The 18,662-nt window shown below is 54.0% G+C and carries 13 protein-coding genes; 6 read left to right on the forward strand and 7 right to left on the reverse strand.

Going from position 1 to position 18,662, the window contains the following annotated elements; all coding sequences use genetic code 11:
• Positions 1 to 155 precede the first annotated feature (155 nt).
• The 7 genes from AACY18_RS12595 to AACY18_RS12625 form a co-directional block, all read right to left on the reverse strand.
• Positions 156 to 1,799: an acetolactate synthase large subunit gene (locus tag AACY18_RS12595; protein ID WP_339420472.1), complete on the reverse strand. Its 1,644-nt coding sequence runs from the start codon at positions 1,797 to 1,799 to the stop codon at positions 156 to 158.
• A 66-nt stretch (positions 1,800 to 1,865) separates the two neighbouring features.
• Complete coding sequence (locus tag AACY18_RS12600; RefSeq protein WP_339420471.1) at positions 1,866 to 2,597, reverse strand: transporter substrate-binding domain-containing protein; 732 nt, start codon at positions 2,595 to 2,597, stop codon at positions 1,866 to 1,868.
• Between the two features lie 30 nt (positions 2,598 to 2,627).
• A complete protein-coding gene (locus tag AACY18_RS12605; RefSeq protein WP_339465005.1) occupies positions 2,628 to 3,881 on the reverse strand; it encodes an OprD family porin in 1,254 nt (417 codons plus the stop codon).
• Positions 3,882 to 4,043: 162 nt separating this feature from the next.
• Complete coding sequence (locus tag AACY18_RS12610) at positions 4,044 to 5,366, reverse strand: MFS transporter (RefSeq protein ID WP_339420469.1); 1,323 nt, start codon at positions 5,364 to 5,366, stop codon at positions 4,044 to 4,046.
• A gap of 59 nt (positions 5,367 to 5,425) precedes the next feature.
• Positions 5,426 to 6,478, reverse strand: coding sequence for a lactonase family protein (locus AACY18_RS12615; protein WP_339465108.1), 1,053 nt, complete (start codon positions 6,476 to 6,478; stop codon positions 5,426 to 5,428).
• 248 nt (positions 6,479 to 6,726) lie between these two features.
• Positions 6,727 to 9,405, reverse strand: a complete 2,679-nt coding sequence (acnA, locus tag AACY18_RS12620) for an aconitate hydratase AcnA (RefSeq protein WP_339465006.1) — start codon at positions 9,403 to 9,405, stop codon at positions 6,727 to 6,729.
• 146 nt (positions 9,406 to 9,551) lie between these two features.
• Positions 9,552 to 10,463 (reverse strand): LysR family transcriptional regulator, encoded by a 912-nt coding sequence (locus AACY18_RS12625; protein ID WP_339428419.1) that lies wholly within the window; start codon positions 10,461 to 10,463, stop codon positions 9,552 to 9,554.
• 631 nt (positions 10,464 to 11,094) lie between these two features.
• On the opposite strand from AACY18_RS12625, the gene AACY18_RS12630 reads away from it, so the two are divergent.
• The 6 genes from AACY18_RS12630 to AACY18_RS12660 all read left to right on the forward strand — a co-directional run bounded on the left by AACY18_RS12630 (position 11,095) and on the right by AACY18_RS12660 (position 18,465).
• Complete coding sequence (locus AACY18_RS12630) at positions 11,095 to 12,243, forward strand: aromatic ring-hydroxylating oxygenase subunit alpha (RefSeq protein ID WP_339420466.1); 1,149 nt, start codon at positions 11,095 to 11,097, stop codon at positions 12,241 to 12,243.
• Positions 12,244 to 12,616: 373 nt separating this feature from the next.
• The gene (locus tag AACY18_RS12635; RefSeq protein WP_339420465.1) at positions 12,617 to 13,537 is read left to right on the forward strand and encodes a DMT family transporter; all 921 of its coding nucleotides are present in this window, start codon (positions 12,617 to 12,619) and stop codon (positions 13,535 to 13,537) included.
• A gap of 1,036 nt (positions 13,538 to 14,573) precedes the next feature.
• Complete coding sequence (locus AACY18_RS12640) at positions 14,574 to 15,485, forward strand: LysR substrate-binding domain-containing protein (RefSeq protein WP_339465007.1); 912 nt, start codon at positions 14,574 to 14,576, stop codon at positions 15,483 to 15,485.
• Positions 15,486 to 16,017: 532 nt separating this feature from the next.
• Positions 16,018 to 16,767 carry an SDR family NAD(P)-dependent oxidoreductase gene (locus AACY18_RS12650; RefSeq protein ID WP_339420463.1) on the forward strand — a complete coding sequence of 250 codons (750 nt, stop codon included), beginning with the start codon at positions 16,018 to 16,020 and terminating at the stop codon, positions 16,765 to 16,767.
• Positions 16,768 to 16,771: 4 nt separating this feature from the next.
• A complete protein-coding gene (locus AACY18_RS12655; RefSeq protein WP_339428422.1) occupies positions 16,772 to 17,791 on the forward strand; it encodes an AraC family transcriptional regulator in 1,020 nt (339 codons plus the stop codon).
• A complete protein-coding gene (locus AACY18_RS12660) occupies positions 17,788 to 18,465 on the forward strand; it encodes an NAD(P)H-binding protein (RefSeq protein ID WP_339420461.1) in 678 nt (225 codons plus the stop codon). The genes AACY18_RS12655 and AACY18_RS12660 overlap by 4 nt, the downstream gene beginning before the upstream one ends.
• The last annotated feature ends 197 nt before the right edge of the window (positions 18,466 to 18,662 follow it).

Below are 18,662 nucleotides of genomic sequence, written 5' to 3' on the forward strand. Positions count from 1 at the left end.
TATTGAATTTGCTTCGAGTACAAAAGGGCTCAAAGGCCCTGTTGTATTGAAAAGTCGACGATAAGTCGGCAGTGATCCATGCTGCCGACCCAAGCGAGGTATGACCTTACATGCCATCTATGTCTCTAGGCGGAATGCCGCCTGCTCGCAATGATTCAAATGGCTGCGCTCCGCTCACGCAGTTCTATGTTCAGGATGCGGTCGTTCTCGGAGTAGTCGACCGGGCAATCAATCACATGCACGCCCGGCGTCTTGATGCAGTGCTCCAGCAGCGGGAGCAGGCCTTCGGCACTTTCCACGCGATGGCCATTGGCACCGTAAGCTTCGGCGTATTTGACGAAGTCCGGATTGCCGTAATCCAGGCCGAAATCGGTGAAGCCCATATTCGCCTGCTTCCAACGAATCATGCCGTAGCCATCGTCACGCAGGATCACTACGGTGATATGCATACCCAGGCGTACTGCTGTCTCCAGTTCCTGGCTGTTCATCATGAAGCCGCCATCACCACACACCGAGATTACCGGGCGATCAGGGTGAACAAGGTGTGCTGCCATACCCGACGGTAAACCAGCCCCCATGGTCGCTAGCGCGTTGTCCAGGAGCACGGTGTTCGGCTTGTGCGCCTTGTAGTTGCGGGCGAACCAGATTTTGTAAATTCCGTTGTCCAGCGCAACGATGCCGTCGGACGGCAGTACACGGCGAACGTCAGCCACCAAGCGCTGCGGGTAGATCGGAAAACGGTTGTCATCGCCTCCCTCAGCGATCTGTTCTTCGTTAGCATCACGGATTTCCAGCAGCCGGCTGAAATCCCAATGCGCGGTGTCGCTCAGCGCCTCGCCGATTTGCCACACAGCATTGGCAATGTCACCGATCACTTCGATCTGGGGGAAGTACACCGCATCAACTTCCGCTGAACGGAAGTTGATATGAACAACCTCTGTACCGCCACGCACCATGAGGAACGGTGGCTTCTCGATCACGTCGTGGCCAATGTTGATGATCAAGTCAGCAGATTCAATCGAGCGATGCACGAAGTCACCGGACGACAGAGCGGCGTTACCCAGGAACCGCGGATGGCGCTCGTCGACCACACCTTTGCCCAACTGAGTCGTGACGAACGGAATGCCTGTCTTATCGATTAGCTGCTGCAGAACCTTGGCCGTCATCTTGCGGTTTGCTCCTGCACCGATCACCAAGATGGGCCTGCGGGCCTTCTGCAGTTTCTCGACGGCGGCCACGACTGACTTGTGCTCGGCAAGCGGACGGCGGTGCATGCTCGACGGGATCGGCGTGCTGTCGGTTTGCTCAGCGGCAATGTCTTCCGGCAGCTCAAGATGAACAGCACCAGGCTTTTCTTCTTCTGCAAGACGAAAGGCCTCACGCATGCGCGCCGGGATGTTGTCCGCCGATGCGAACTGATGAGTGTACTTGGTGATGGGGGTCATCATGTCGCAGACATCAATGATCTGGAACCGTCCCTGCTTGGACTTTTTTATCGGTTTTTGGCCGGTGATCATGAGCATCGGCATACCGCCCAGATAGGCGTATGCGCCGGCGGTTACCAAGTTGGTCGCGCCGGGCCCTAGGGTGGACAGACTTACGCCGGTCTTGCCAGTCAGGCGGCCATAGGTCGCAGCCATGAAGCCAGCGGACTGCTCGTGGCGCGTCAGCACCAGCTTGATCTGTGACTTACGCAGAGATTCGAGCAGATCGAGATTTTCCTCACCGGGAATGCCGAATACGTATTTCACGCCTTCGTTTTCCAGACATTGCACGACGACATCTGCGGCCTTGGCCATTTTTCTACCTCAGTTACGATTGAGCGCTATGCGCATTTACAATTCAAAATGGCTAGATAAAGCTGTTCACGCCAAAGGTGCGACCGTTACATCGGTTTGGCCGTTATCGTTTAAAACAGCGCGCACGAAACCTTCGGCCTTCTTACGTTCGACAAAAGCACTGACATAGGCCGCTCCCGCTTCACGAGCTCGCGGAACGGCCATTGCTTGTCGAATTGATGTAAACGCGCCATCAAGGACACGATAAGAAGAGTCATCGGCTGCGACTTTTTCCAGTGGCTGTCTCACGCCTGCTGCTGCATCCAGAGACTGCTCGATGTACAGATCCACGGCACCGGCGGATGTTGCCGCACGTTCAAGCTGCGCATGCTTCAGCGTGCGGGAAAGAAACAGGTCATAAGCAGCACCTTTGCCCACCGCGATTTTCAGTCCTGACTGATCAAGATCTTGGACATGCTGATAGGACGAATCAGCGGCTACCAAATAAGTACCTTCGATGATGACGTAAGGTTCGCTGAACGCGATCTGCTCTTCGCGCACCGGCTCGATGGCCAGAAACGCCACATTCCATACGCCCTCTTCAAGCGCCGCAAACACCTTGCCCGCGGCGTCAAAAGTGATCATTTCCAACCTGACGTTCAACTCCTTGGCTAGTGCTTTAGCCAAGGCCACCGATACTCCTTGAGGTGAGCCGTCCGTCCCTTGTTGGGCTAAGACAGGATTACCGAAATTTATCGCGGCACGCAGGACACCTTCCGGAGCCAGATCTTGAAGCACAGCATGGTCGAGAAAGGTCATTTATTGCTCCTAATTTGAGTTCAGTAGACCTCACCAAATTGGCAAGGTGTAGGAAACGATCAGTCGATTTTCATCAATATCGCGAGCAAAGCTAGAGCGATAACTGGCGTTACGCCATTTGAAGCCGACGTTCTTGAGAGCACCGCTCTGCACCACATAACCAATGTCGGTATTGCGCTCCCATTCGCGTCCTTCCGAGGCAGATGTCTTGGCGTCCGCATGGTCGCCGCTGACGTAACGCGTCATAAAAGTCAGACCCGGTAGCCCCATCGCCGCGAAGTCGAAGTCGTAACGCAGTTGCCAGGAACGCTCACCTGGCTCAGCGAAGTCATTAATCTGAATGTAGTTGGTCAGGTACACGTCGGTACCGTTGATGTACGGAATGGATGTAGAGCCGTTCATCTTCTGCAAGCCGATTCCCAGGGCGTGCCCTCCAAGGGAGTAAGTGAACATGCCGTTTAGAGCACCGCTATCAATCTTTCCACCACGAGCTGCACCAGCGTCATCACTGAGCATGTAGCGCAGGTCGCTCTTCAATTTGCCGGGGCCAATTGCAAGGTTGTTCACCAGCCCGAAAAAACTCTGGCGGTAGACATCTTGAAGTTCTGCGTGCTGATAACTGACAGCGAGGGATTTATTGATCTGATAATCAGCACCACCGATCCAGTATTCATCGCCTTCTGCCGTAGTGGTGAACCGTCGATTGCGATTGTTCAGCGTGATGTTTTGCGCATCGGTCGAGTCGCGGTCGGTCACCCGGTTGAACCGAACCCCGGTCAGGGTTAGCCCATCGAACTCCTTCATCGTAACCATGCCCCCTTGAAACGTCTGAGGCAAAATCCGACCAGTGTTGGCTTGTAGAGTCGCCAACTTGGGGATGAACGTACCGTACTTGAACTCGGTTTTGGAGATCTTGGCCTTGACGGTCATGCCGAGGCGGCTGAATTCGTCCGCGGCATGGCCATCATCATGCGTCGGGAGAAGACCAGAACCAGTTCGATCAGGGCTTGAGTCCAGTTTAAGACCGAGCATTCCCATCGCATCCAACCCGAACCCTACCCTGCCATGAGTGTAGCCAGACCGATAATCCAGGAGAAATCCTTGAGCCCATTCCTCGCGCTTGTTCTGGCCTGCGCCGTCTCGAAAATCACGATTGAAGTAGTAGTTCGTAGTTTGCAACGACGCCTTACTATCATCAAGGAAGCCTTCAGCATTAACCATGCCAACTGCGAACCAAGGTGAAACTGTGACCAGAGTACGAATTACGTTTTTATTTTTATTCATGTTGGCTCCAAATAAAGCGCAGCAGAGCCCATCTAGGGGCGATGGGCCCGAAGTTCAGAATTTATAAGTTCACAGGATGAGCAAATTTCTTAAATTGGCTGTAACGCCATTCACACGCGACGCGAAGCAGCACTTTTGAGGGTGCTGCTGCACATATGTAACTTAGTGAGCCTCGCGGGTCACGGGACTGCCGGTTGGCGTGTCGTCTTTATTATTAACGCGCATCAGGATGGTCATTAGAAAACCGACCACCAGTAGCCCGCTCAGGAACAACAGGCCGGTGGCTGCACTATGACTATTTCCTTTTACCATGCCGATCAACGAAGGCCCGGCAAAACCACCCAGGTTGCCAATGGAGTTGATCACCGCAATGGAAACTGCGGCGGTGGTACGGTCGAGGAAAAGTGTCGGCAATGCCCAGAACGGCGATTTGAAGCTGTAAAGGCCAGACAGCGCGACGCAGATCATTGCTATAGCGAGGAAAGGATTTTGCAGCACGCCAGCACCGATCATGCCTATGGCCGCGATAAGCAACGGGATGGCGGAGTGCAGCTTACGTTCGTTGCGCTTATCGGAGCTTCGCGACCATACGATCATTGCCACCGTCGCAACAATGTAAGGCAGCATAGCGATCAGCCCAATCTGCGTGTGGGTCAAAGACTCCGAGAAGCTCTTGATGATCTGTGGCATCCAGTAGCCAATGCCCAAGCTCCCGCATTGATACACGAAATATATGAAGCTCAGGTACAGCACCTTGGGGTGGGTCATCGTCTTCAACACACTCAGACGCTTGACGTTTCTGCGGCTTTGACGATCACGCTCAAGTTCTTCGAGCAACCAGGTTTTCTCTTCAGGTTTGAGCCATTTAGCCTGTTCAGGTTTGTCCGTGAGGAAAAAATAGCAGGCAACACCTAGGAAGACGGCAGGAATACCTTCGAGAAACAGCATCCAGCGCCAGCCGCTCCAGTTGAACCAACTGATGTTGTCCATGATCCAGGTGCTCATCGGAGCGCCTATTATGTAGCTCACCGGGATAGCCGCAGTGAACAGCGCAACCGTGGTAGCCAGCTCTTTGGAGCGGAACCAAAAGGTCAGATAGACAATGATGCCTGGAAAGAAACCTGCCTCAGCCACGCCAAGAAAGAAGCGAAGGATGTATAGCTGATTGGCGGTTTGTGCAAAGGCAGTCAGTGCAGCAATGGCCCCCCAGGTGACAAGAATTCGGGCAATCCAGACCCGGGCGCCAAATTTGTTTAGCATCACATTGCTGGGAACTTCGAACAGGAAATAGCCAATAAAAAAGATACCGGAAATAAAGCCGAAGGCCTCACTAGAGAGCGCCAGTTCTTTATTCATTTGCAAGGCCGCATAGCCGATATTGGCGCGGTCTAGATAGGACACGATGTAGAGCAGGAAAACGAACGGGATGATGCGCAGCGTAACCTTACGTACGATGGCAGCTTCTTCAGGCTTGTTATTATTCATGGCGACCTCTTCGGAACAGGCCCAGGCCTGCTCCCTTCATTATTGTAAGGCTCGACCGGTTAGGCCGAGAAAATCATGCAGACTGGGCTACCGGTTGAAACTGTAAAGCCCGTCTTTCTCAACGCACCGGTCTTGGCGTCCGTTGCCATTGAAATAATGGTGTCGCTGTCTTCATTGAGCGCGAACAGGTAACGCTCATTGGGTGTGAGGGCGAAAAAGCGCGGCGTCTTGCCGTCAGTGGGCATGAACTCTACGGGGCTAAGCATTCCGGTGCCCTGATCGATGGCGAACACCGCCATGCTGTCGTAGCCCCGGTTCGAGGCATAGAGGAAGCGGCCGCTGCGATCGATCTCGATCTCAGATGCACGGCTATTGCCGGTGAAGGTCGCAGGTAAAGACGGCAGTACCTGAATGGGTGAGAGCGCGCCGCTCTGGCCATTGAAGCGATACGCGGTCACGCTTGAGTCAAGCTCGTTGACCACATACGCGAAGGAGGCTTTGGGATGGAATGCCAAGTGGCGAGGCCCAGAGCCTTCTCGGCTAGTAACGAAAGGTTGATCTGCCGGATACAGTTTGCCGTTGTCGAATTTGAAACTGAACACTCGATCCAGTCCTTTGTCGGGCACCAGCACGAACTGGCCGGACGGATCGAACGGATTGAAGTGGGGCTTGGAGAAAGGTTGCTCAAGGCGGTGTGGGCCCAGCGGCCCTTGCAGTTTGAGCAACTGGTTGACGCTACCCAGCGATCCGTCTTCAGCGATATTCATCACCGCCAATGATCCACCGATGTGGTTGGAAACCACAAGGAACCGCTGCGTCGGATCGAGTGCCAAGTGAACCGGGTTCTTCCCTTCACAACTCTGACGGTTGATAAATGCGAGTTTTCCGGTGGCCTCGTCAACGCTGAAAGCACTGACTTCGGTCATATCTCCATGCACCGTGTACAACCGATCGCCTGCCTTGTTAAGAGCAAGGAATGAAGGGTTGATCAGATCCTTTACGACCTGCACGAGCGACAGCGTGCCCTCCTCCTGATCTACCTTGTAAACCGTGATCCCTTCACCGCGTGCATTACGCTCCCGTGTAGTGCGCGACCCGACATAGGCGTACATAGGGGTATTTCTCCGAGACTCAGCATTGTTATTCAGTAGGCTCGCGGCCTGCGCGAGACCAGCGGGCAACAGAGCGCCAAGAACCGAAATTCCGGCTACAGCGCCCATTTGTTTGAGTACAGTGCGGCGGGTTGCGCCTTTTGACACAGGCAAGCGGGAGCCTGCGTCTTGATCATCGCCGTGCATAGATGCGCCCTTTTTATTGTTAATCGCATTTTGCCCTGCCTCTGCGCGAGGCCGGAGTCGAATCAGTGCTGCGTTCGCGCCACCACTTTGCGAATGACGAACGGGAGAACACCGCCATGCATCAGGTAACGAATCTCTTGCAGCGAGTCCAAACGGACTCCAAGTTCGACCTGTTGCAGATCGCCGTTACCGCGATGGATAACCAGATCCACTAGGTTGTCACCAACAGCGAGGTCATCTAATCCAATGAAGTCAAAGCGCTCATCACCCTTGAGGTCAAGGTCGCTTGCCGACTGCCCGTTTTTGAATTGGAGTGGAATGACGCCCATGCCGATTAGGTTGCTGCGGTGGATGCGCTCTACGCTCTGCGCCACAACCGCCTTGACTCCGAGTAAAGCCTGAGCTTTGGCCGCCCAGTCACGACTTGAGCCTGCGCCATAGTTGTTCCCTGCAAAAACAAGCATTGGCGTCTGCAGCACCGCATAGCTTTTGGCAGCTTCATAGAGCGGCAAACAGGCGCTGTGTTCTGCGTTCCAGGCCCACACTCCCAACCCTGGTTGGTCATCACCCAACTGCAAGTTCTTGACCGACTTGTTGGTGAAGGCACCTCGCAGCATGACTTCGTGATTACTGCGGCGGGTGGAGTACTGGTTCAAGTCTGCCGGGGCTTCACCGCGTTCAAGCAACCACTGTCCAGCCAAGCTATCTGCTGGAATTGAATAGGCAGGCGAAATATGGTCGGTGGTAACGTTGTCCCCGAGCACCATCAGCGTACGAGCGCCGATGATCGCAAGACTTGTCTTAGTTTCGCGAGCGATGTCAGCCAGGTATTGAGGACGACGCAGGTAAGTTGAATCAGGGTTCCAAGGAAATTGCACGCTTCCTTCCGCCGTCAAAGCTTGCCAGTGGTGGGTGCCTTCCCAAACCTTAGCCAGGCGCTGCTGAAAGAATTCGGGCTTCACGGCCTTGGCAGCTTGCACGGCAATTTCAGCGTCCGAAGGCATCAAATCGCGCAAGTACACAGGCTTGCCATCACGATCACTGGCCAGCGGATCGGACTGCAGATCGATGTCGATGGTGCCGGCAATGGCGTAAGCCACACACAGCGCCGGCGAAGCCAGGTAGCCCGCTGGGATCTTCGGGTTCACTCGCCCTTCGAAATTGCGGTTACCCGACAACACCACCACGCCCTTCAGACCTTGATCTGCGAACTTGTCTACATGCTCTTCGAGCGAACCCGAGTTACCGATACAGGTCATGCAGCCGAAACCTGCCAGATCGAATCCAAGCGCCGAAAATTCTTCGAGCAGGTTTGCCTCTTTCAGGTAGTCCGCGACAACGCGAGAGCCTGGGGACAAGGAAGTTTTAACCCAGGGCTTGCGCTGAACGCCAAGCTCACGTGCCTTGCGGGCAAGCAAGCCAGCCTGGATCATCTGCGCGGGGTTCGCGGTGTTCGTGCAACTGGTGATCGCCGACATCACCACGGCGCCATGGGTGATCGGCTGGCCAAACGATGGTTCGAAAAAGCTCTGTTGCGCAGACGCTGTGATCAACTTCCCTTCACCCATCACTTCCTGGTGGAATGAAGCGGCAGCGTTCGATAATTTCTGACGTTGATGCGGCTGGTGTGGGCCTGCCACACTCGGCTCGATATCAGCCAGATCCAGATCGATCAACTCATCAAATTGCGGTTCATCGAGCTCATCACGACGCCAGAGAGGCTGCGCGCTCATGTAGCTGACGACCTTGCGGCACAGCTCTTGCGAACGGCCACTGAGCTCCAAGTAAGAAAGCGTTTCGTTGTCGAACGGGAAGAACACCACGGTCGCGCCATATTCGGGGGCCATGTTGGAAACGGTGCCTCGTGCAGCCCAGCTCAAACCCGAAAGACCAGGGCCAGTGAACTCAACGAATTTACCGACGACCGAACGTTTGCGCAGAATTTCCGCCACGTGCAGCGACAGGTCGGTAGCGGTTACACCTGGACGCAGCGCATTGGTAACGCGGATACCCACGACCTTTGGAAAGCTAATCGGAACCGGTTCACCAAGCATGGCTGCCTGACCTTCCAGGCCGCCAACGCCCCAACCTAAGACACCAATTGCATTGATCATAGGGGTGTGGCTGTCGGTCGCCACCATGTCGTCTGGGTGCAGCAGGCGTTGGCCGTCGTCAGTGGTGCTTTCCCACACCACCTGCGCCAGCGCTTCCATGTTCATCTGGTGGATGATGCCTGTACCTGGAGGAATGACACCAAAATTGGTCAGGCTCTTCTGCGCCCACTTGATAAAGCGATAACGCTCGCTGTTGCGGCGAAAATCGATGTCCAGATTCTGCTCGACCGCATCTGCTTCGGCGTAATGCTCCACGATTACGGAATGGTCGATGGTCAGCACGGCTGGAATCAGCGGGTTCATGGTTTTGGGATCGCCGCCCAGCTCCGCCACAACGTCGCGCATTCCTGCGAAGTCAGCCAACGCCGGCAGACAGGTCGTGTCATGGAACATCAGACGGTTGGGCTGAAACGGGACTTCACAGTCAGGGCCTTGGCCAGTGGCACGAGCCAGAACAGACGGAAATGCCTCAGGAGAGCAACGCGCCACGTTTTCCAGCAGGATTCGGATCGAGTAGGGAAGTTTCGATAGCTGTACTGAGGAAAGCATCTTGGTCAGATCGACGTAGGCAAATCGCTCTTCGTCGATCACCAGATGATTGATGAGGTCGTAGGCAGTCTCGGTCATTCTCGTATCGCTCAGGCTTTTTATAATGGTCGCGGGATTCGGGGGCTAGCCGATCTATACCGCTGATGAGCCGATACTAGGACTACTACACATAGCTGAAAATTGATGATTCGCCAAAGCTGCGTTCTCCAAAGGAGAACGCTCGATCACTGCTCTGGCAATCTTAAATTGTCGATCAGGGTTTTGAGCGTGGGTGAGGCGGTGTCGTATCGTTTGACAACCAACTGCAACGATCTTCGGGCCCAAAGTTCTTCGAGGGTCACAGCCTTCAGCTTATGGCTGCGTAGGTATTGATTGATCACACTGCGCGGCAAAACCGCCAGCCCCAATCCCGCAGAGACCATTCGACACATGCAGTCGAAGCTGCTGATTCTTATCCTGAGCTTAAGCGCCATCCCCAATTTCTCGGCTTCGGAGGTCAGCAGCGTGTGCATAGAGCTTTCAAGATGAGGCCCGACGAATTCATGTTCCAGCACTTCCTTGAAACGGATACTTTTGCGACCTGAGAGCGCGTGCTCAGCCGGTACAACCAATGTCAGTTCATCGTTGCGATAGGGTATTGCTTCCAATCCTTGAGCATGGGTCTGACTGGCGATAATGCCAAGATCTGCTCGGCCGTCCGCGACCGCCCGAATGACCGCAGAACCGACCCGTTCCTCAATGTCGAATTTGATTTGCGGATAAAGCGAAACGAAGTGGGCGATGTCTTGAGGAAGAAACTGGGAAAGGGCGGAGGTTATTGCATGAATACGCAGATGGCCTTTGACGCCAGCTGTATAGTCGCCAAGCTCCTGATCAAGCTGCGCAAGCGTCTGCCTCACTTGCCGCGCATAGAACAGCAACGATTGTCCCGCTGGGGTGAGATCGACCCCTCGAGCGTTACGCACCAACAGCGGCGCTCCGACTTGACTTTCGAGCTCCGAAACCCGCTTGCTGATAGCGGAAACAGCCAAGTGCTTCATGCGGCCCACGCGCGTTAGGTTCCTCTCCTCGGCGACGGTAATGAAAATATCCAGGCTGGTCAGGTCATAACGCACGGCAGTTTCCTTGATACCCATCAGCATACGCTACGGCTGTACGATGCAACCGCAGAACGGGCCTGAATGGTAACTGTCGATGGACATCCCTGGCTAACGACAATTTGAGGGACAAAGCTGGGAAAGAGTTCTTGACCCCGGCGAACACACCGGACAGGCTAATTTCAAATCCGGATATATTTTCGCCGCGGCCAGCCCTGCCTGCTCCGGCAATAGGTCATCACAGTCAAACTCAATGTTCGAGATCAATCCGTGGGAAGCTTATTGGATCGGTACTAACCCGCTCGCTTTCCTTAACGGCCTTCTGCAGTGTCCGGAACAGCGATCAAGTTCATCTGACTGATGAATATTTCCGCAAATTTTCATCTCGATAGGTGGTGCTGCGCCCAGCGGGACTTAGTCCCACGCGGTAGCACATTGCGCGTCTATGTACATAGAATCGAGAACTTAATGCTTTGACATAACGAACGCTTATCCATCTGCCCTGAATAACATTGTTTGTCGGCGGCGCGGCGCATGGGCACTATTGGTTTGTGCGGTGCCACAGGCCTCCAGAGGCTCTTTCCTCAACGTCTATAGCGTTACACCTGTGCATCAACGACCGAAGACGTATCGAAGCCGTAACAGCCTAAACTAATTGAGAGGACAGGTCATGTCTGCAAATAAGTTCTATAAAAAAGACCAAGACAAACCGTTTATTGAAGATCCGAGCAAGTCGCACACACTGCCGGCACGCTACTTCTACGACCAAGACATATTTGAACAGGAAAAAGCAGCGATTTTCTATAAGAACTGGGTCTATGTCTGTCACAAAAGCCGCGTCGCTAAGCCGGGCGACTATGTCACAGAGTTAGTTCATGATCAGAATGTGATCATAGTAAAGGGCAGAGATGAGAAAATTCGGGCATTTCACAATGTGTGTCAACACCGCGGACATGAACTGCTCAAAGGGTGTGGCAAGGCGCAAATGATTGTCTGCCCCTACCACGCCTGGACGTATGACCTCGATGGTACTTTGCGCGCAGCACGCGAAACGGGATCCATCGAAGACTTCGACAAAAGCGAGTTCTCGCTCAAAGAGGTTGCGCTGGAAGAATTCTGTGGCATGGTCTTTGTCAACTTGGATGGCCAAGCAGTGCCTCTGCGTGAGCAGGCTCCAGAGTTGGAAAAGGAAATTCGCAGCTACGTGCCTAATGCCGATGACCTTGTGTATGCCGACTGCCAAGAATTCCAGCCGCAGGCGAACTGGAAGATTTTGGTCGAGAATTTCCAAGAATGCTACCACTGCGCTGTTGCGCACAAAGACTTTTCGGTACTGGTCGATTTCGGCGATGAAGCCTACAACCCCTATTCCAATGGAATATTCACCAGTCACTGTTCCACTCGGACAACTCGTGACAGCGCGGCCTATCAGGTGAGCGGAAACGACATCGACGGTTACGGTGGGTGGTTCCTGTGGCCCAATCTCACGATCTGGGTTTATCCGGGCGAAGAACAACTCTCGGTTATGCGTGTCGACCCGCTCACTCCAACGACATCCTATGAGCGCCACGACTGGTTCACGAAGGACGGAACCGTTAGCGAGGAGTTGGAAGGCACTATCAAATTCCAGCGCGATACGCTGCAGTACGCGGAAGATATCCCTATTTGTGAGAACGTGCAGAGAGGGCTGAAATCCATTGGATACAATCAAGGACGCTTCGTCGTTGGAGGTGATCGTGTCCAGGTGACCGAAGCGCCGGTACACCACTTCCAGAGCCTGGTGGTCAATGCTCTTGGACTCAAAATTGGAATCCAGTAACTAGGCCGATACAGCGGGCGTGGATATGTAATATGTTTTTATCCATTTGCTCGCTGTGTGCGCAACCCTTTACCAACCCAGACAAGCGGTATTTAACAAAAATTCATCTCCTCTATTGGTAGCAGTGGGAGACCATCTGACTTGAATGCTCCTGCTGTTGGAACTGCTCCTCTTGAATAGCATTATCTGCTTGAGCGTCTGGCTGTTTATTCCCGAGGGGGCATTTTATCTTGCTTTTTAACTCTGAGAAAATCGTGCTCATCGGAGCTGTAATGATTCAACACGGAAAGGGGTGCCTGAGCAGGCGAACTGACTAACGAGCGCAGGGTTTTAGACACTTTATAGTCACAGTGACGTCTATGGAGAGTATCGAATGAGCGCAGTATCTACACGAAAGTTGATTACAGCGCACTCGGTCGCGCTCCTAGTTCCCGTCATGTGGGGCGTATATTGGATACCGGCCCGCTATATAGAAGCATCCATTGGTGCTGGTGTCTGGGGCACCGTGTACGTGGTGATTGTAGCCTGCTTGGCTCTGGCGCCCGCCGCTTGGCGTTACCGGACATCCCTTTACTCATCCAACCGTTACGCTCTCCTATCTACCGGTATCGGCGGGGCATCATTCACGCTTTATTCAGCTGGCCTGTTGTATGGAAATGTCGCAGTAGTGGTGGTCTTATATTACTTGACGCCGGTATGGAGCATTCTAATCGCACGCTTATGGTTCAAACAGGAGACCTCCCTGGCACGTTACGCGGCGATCGCTATCGGTATGGTCGGAATATTCTTGGTTCTACAGGGTGGCAATACCGGCATCCCATTGCCGCGCGAAATCGGCGACTGGCTTGGCCTCGCTGGTGGCGTCCTGTGGTCGGTCGCAAGCACTGGCATGTACACGCACTCACGTCTCGACCCTTCCAGCAGCAACTTCATCTTCAGCATCGGCGCCCTTTTGTCCGCGGTACTTTTGGCTTGTGTGATGGAGGGCCCTAGCCTGGAGGCGAAGCCTTCAATCGACTACGGCACTGGTATTCTGGCTATCATCATCATTGGAATAGGGTGGTGGGCGGTCGCGCTCACCGGGTTCCTGTGGGCTGCGCGCTTCTTGGAGCCAACACGGCTCGGAATTTATATGATGATAGAGGTGGCCGTTGGTGCCGTTTCCGCAGCATTGTTTGCAGACGAACCCTATGGTGTCCTGATGCAAGTGGGCACCTTCTTGGTCGTTATAGCCGGCCTGATGGCGGTAGTCTCGCCGTCGACCCCGCAGCTGGCGGATGATCGCGGGTGTTGAAAACCATTGCGGGACATCGTTGATTGACTGCCTAATTTCGTGCGTCAGTACGTGAAACCGCTCACGCAGGCTCTTCGGGAAACAATGGGCAATGCTGTTAGCAGGTATTTTAAGACGATCAAGGCTTGCGTGTGGTTGTGTGAGGCAATTAGTGGTGTACACGTATCCCCGTGGCAATCTCGCCGCACGAAAAGCGTCCACCCTCGGATGTAGGCAGAAGGCTACTGTGTGGTTATGCCAAGAACTGTGCGTGGAAAATGGTAGTGAGCGAAGTACTGCGTCGCACCTGCCGGTTATCGGGATGGCTGTCGACTCAGTGATGTTTTGTGAATGAGCGTTAAATTATCGCACAGGGGCGAATTTACTATAGCGTTCTAGTGTGCAGTCTCCTGAATTGAGCGCGCGCAATAATATAAATTATACTTGACCCGATTTGTTGCAGGCGTCTAGCCATCGACAGGATAGGAGTTATACCGATGCAGCCGAAAATAAGAATAACCTCGCCCGCCAATTCGTCGAATCTGAAATTATTGGCAGGGTCTTCTACCTCTATAGTATCCCCGATCTTAAGCTTTCATGTATCCAATGCGAACCGCCACGTCCTTCCTGCCCCCTGAGAACCGAGTTTAAGTAATGATCCGATGAGCCAGGGGTATTTGCTAACGAGTACTGCCTACTTATGGTCTCGGGGGCGCGCACCGTGATATGCGCCCCCGCCGAGAACTCCGGCAGCGGCATATCTGCCAAAGGATTTACGAGCGAAAAGCTTCGAATAGACGCCGTTTCTTCACTTATTTTCGAGATTTTAAAATACCTCATAATCAGTTCCTCAGTCGCTGAGGGAGCGCTCCACACTATCGCGATGAATTCTCATCTAAAGCTGTTCGATTCTGCGCCGCCGCACACTATTTCTCCTGCTCGAGTTGATCAAGTTCGAGTGGTTTCAGTTGATTTGAATACCTCTTTCGGACAATATAATTTAATACTTCCGGCCTGCCCAACAGCCATTATTTAGGCAATTGGATAAATAAAACTTATGAAGAATTATCGACAAAAGCTTCCTCCGCTGGATCCGTTGATCGCGTTCGAAGCATCGGCTCGGAACCTAAGTTTTACGAAAGCTGGGCTGGAGCTACATCTCACTCAAGCTGCTATCAGTCAGCAGATTCGATCCCTCGAGAACTACTTGGGGGTGCAGCTATTCATCAGAGACAATCGTTCGGTGAGCCTTACCCCACAAGGGCGCAACTTCCAGCATGTGGTCGCGACAACGCTCGCAAACCTCGCCAGCGCGACCACTGATCTGCGGGCTAAGGGAGATGGAAGCGTCCTGACAATAGGATGCGACCAAGCAATCGGCAATATGCTTCTAATGCCGAAGCTCCCCGAATTAACCGCCGCCTTCCCGCAAATCACGCCGCGCTTGATGATTTCGGACGTCGAGAAGATCTGTTTGACGACCGATGTCGATGCGGCGATCATTTTTGGCGACGGCATGTGGCACGGATTCCATGCGGAGAAACTCTTTCTCGAGCGTATCTTTCCGGTTTGCAGTCCGAAATATTTTAAGAACAGTCCCGAACTTCAAAAGGCCAGCGATCTCTCAGAACACAAGCTCATCGAACTCGAGGATGAGCACTGGAACTGGATGAGCTGGCGGCAATGGCTCGACCGGAATGGCGTCAACACGGCCATTGTCACAAAGGGTCTAACCGTCAACAGTTATCCCCTAGTGATCGAAGCCGCAACACAGGGGCACGGCATTGCGTTGGGTTGGGATCATCTCGTGAGTCGCGAGATAGCGAACGGGACGCTGATCAACCCACTTCCAGACACGACGATCGAATCAGAACTTGGCTATTATGTCCTGTGGCCAGCTGGTGCTAATAGCCATCCTAATATACGCGGGTTTATTGACTGGTGCCTCCACTCGCTTATTCGAAATTGACGATTGTCGAGGACTGCCGGGGCTGAGCGGCATGATGCGTCAAACGCGAACCACTGGTTGCGGTAGGGATGACAGTTACCTGTCCCCCGCACAGATCCGTACGTGCGGAATACCCAAATGGCTTCTGCATCAGTACGTGACGCGAGGCGTCCTACTGGGTAGGGATGAGCGGTTCTGGGCCTGGGATATAGAGGTCGGCAAGGCGCCCATATCGCGACGACTGAAGCCGGTTCCTCTGGCATCAAAGAATTACGTGATATCCGCATCTGATATCCAGTTCACCATCTGGCCCTTCAGAACGACCATTAACGCATCCAGCGCATCGTGCTGGCTACGTCCCGGCAGAAACCCGCACGAGAATCCCGGAAGCCCTCTTGTTAGATCGCATTCAGAACGGTAACGACTGCCTGCTATCCGAATCACAAAGATATTTGGCGCAGTCTGCGAGTGGTTTGGCGCATTGTGCATATCCTGACTTAGGAGCGCAGCGTAGGTTAGAGCGACTCTTCTCACCACTTCAAAGAGGTCTGAAATGTCCAATCAAGTCGCTCTCATCACCGGCGGTGCTACCGGCATCGGAAAAGCTGTTGCCCTGAAGCTCGCCTCTCAAGGCACCAGCGTAATCATCAGCGGGCGTCGCGAGGAAGCAGGTGATATCGCAGTAAATGAGATCGCCACAATTGCCCAGCATGGCGCTAAGGTGCGCTTTGTACGCAACGATGTGTCTGACGAGAAGGCCGTCCAAGCTATGATCTCAGGTATCGTGGCTGAGTTCGGACGTCTGGATATGGCCGTCAACAACGCAGGTATCTTCAAGGAATACTGCACATTGGATCAGTCCAAAACTGACAACTTCCGCGACATGCTCGATATCAACGTGATGGGCCTGTACTTCTGCATGAAATTTGAGATTGCACAAATGCTCAGGCAGGGAGGCGGTTCCATTGTCAACTTGGCGTCCATCGCTGGATTGAATGGCATCCCATGGGGCGGCACCTACGCTGCTACTAAACATGCCGTCGTTGGACTGACCAAGTCGTCTGCTCTGGATCACGCAGCTCAAGGCATTCGTGTCAACGCGGTAGCACCTGGGGCGATCCGAACGGACATCATTGCGGAGCAACTGAACAGCAATCTGGCTGAGTTGGAAGCAATGCATCCGATGCAGCGAGTCGGAAATCCTGCCGAGGTGGCCAATGCCATCTGCTGGCTACTGGGCAACGAGTCAAGTTTTGTGACCGGCCATGTGCTCAATGTCGATGGTGGCTTCCAGGCTAAGTGATCAGATGAAAAATACTGTGCCGGACAAAATTAGGATTCCCGATGCGTTGTGGGCGGGATTGAGCGGCGTCGGAATCAGTCGTGCAGATGTCGAGCGAGCTGCTCAGCTACCGATTGCTTCCGTCCGCGATGGAGCGCCGATTTCAACGGCACAGTTCTGCGGTCTCTGGCGTTCGTTGGTGGACATTAGCAATGACCCTGCTATTGGCTTGCGTCTCGCCACGGGACTAGAGGGCGGTGCGATGCCGACCGCATTTCTAGCGGCCTACCATGCTCGGGACTTCCGCGATGCTTTGCAGCGCGTGGCGCGCTTCAAACGCCTATGTGCACCTGAGGAGCTGATACTGCAGGAGCGAAACCAGAACTGCGAAATTGTGGTGAATTGGTTGCATGCCGATGAGCGTGAGGTGCCATCTGCACTGGTGGATGCAACGCTGGCCTCGCTATTCGAATTAGGCAAGCGTGGCACCGCACAAGGTCTGACCGCTGCGGCAGTCGAGCTGATGCGCCCGGAGGGTTCGCGTGCACTTTACGAGAGCTATTACGGTTGCAAAGTGCGCTTCGCCGCAAAGCGTAACTGTCTTACACTGCGGTGCTCCGATCTGGACAAGCCCTTCGTGAGCTACAACGCAGAGCTGCTCGATATTCTTCTTCCTGAGCTGGATCGACGCCTACAACAACAGGCGCTCAGTCTCAGCCTGGCCGAGCAGATCAAGTGGGTGCTGCGTTGTAGGCTGACCGCTGGCCGGCCCGATGTTCGCTCGGTCGCCGCTGAGCTGGCCATGAGCGAGCGCTCATTGCAGCGCAAACTGACCGACGAGGGGCTTACGTTCCAAGGCTTGCTCGGCGAGACACGTCACCAACTAGCGCTTGAGTATCTGACCGATCCGACACTGAGCCTCATGGAAGTGGCCTACATGCTGGGTTATGAGGATCAGAACTCGTTCTTTCGTGCCTTCCGGCAATGGGAGAGTAACACGCCTGCAATCTGGCGTGAGCGCAATCAGGAGTTGATTTCTGAATGAAGCTATTGATCTTCGGTGCCACAGGCATGGTGGGCCAGGGCGCACTGCGCGAAAGTCTTGTCGCGCCTGATGTTAGCCATGTCACTGCAGTGGGGCGCTCGCTCGTTGAACTTGCTCATCCTAAACTGAAACAGCTGGTACAGGCCGATCTCATGGGGCTGGAGAGTCTTAGTGATGAGTTGCAGGGTTTTGACGCCTGCTTCTTCTGCCTAGGTGTTTCGTCTTCCGGCATGCGCGAAGAAGCGTATAGCCAAATCACCTACGGGGTGACGGTGCATGCTGCCCGGCTGCTCTCACGCTGGAATCCGCAAATGACCTTTGTTTACGTATCGGGAGCGGGTACGGATAGCAGTGAAAAAGGGAGCAGCATGTGGGCGCGGGTGAAAGGCAAGACTGAAAACGCCCTGAAGAAACTGCCCTTCAAAGGCGTGTACCTCTTTCGCCCGGGAATCATTCAGCCTCTCCAGAGGCTCCGCTCAAAAACACCGTCTTACCGTTATTTCTATTACCTGGCCAGCCCCTTGCTGTCGCTGATCCGCTGGATAGCGCCTAGCGCTATCGTGACAACGGAGAGTATCGGCAAGGCCATGCTAAATGCAGCCCGCCAAGAAGGTGGTCGTACAATCGTAGAAGCCAGAGACATCTTTCCGCTAGCAAGCCTATCGGTACATTGAGGCGTTCGCCAGCCGCTGCTTATAGAGACGACATACCTCAGTCTTTGCCAGGTGCCGAAGCGCTGGGGCTGGCCCACAGCACATGCTTGAAGCTTCTGGAAAGAGCAGAAGACACACTTGACTTACTGACCTCCACCCCGGCCTACCTGATCCATGTTGAGAGTCTGCATACGCTGCCAAATGCTGCCCCCCGTTTA

It is taken from the genome of Pseudomonas sp. EA_65y_Pfl2_P74 (assembly GCF_963970575.1).
Lineage (GTDB): Bacteria > Pseudomonadota > Gammaproteobacteria > Pseudomonadales > Pseudomonadaceae > Aquipseudomonas > Aquipseudomonas baetica_A.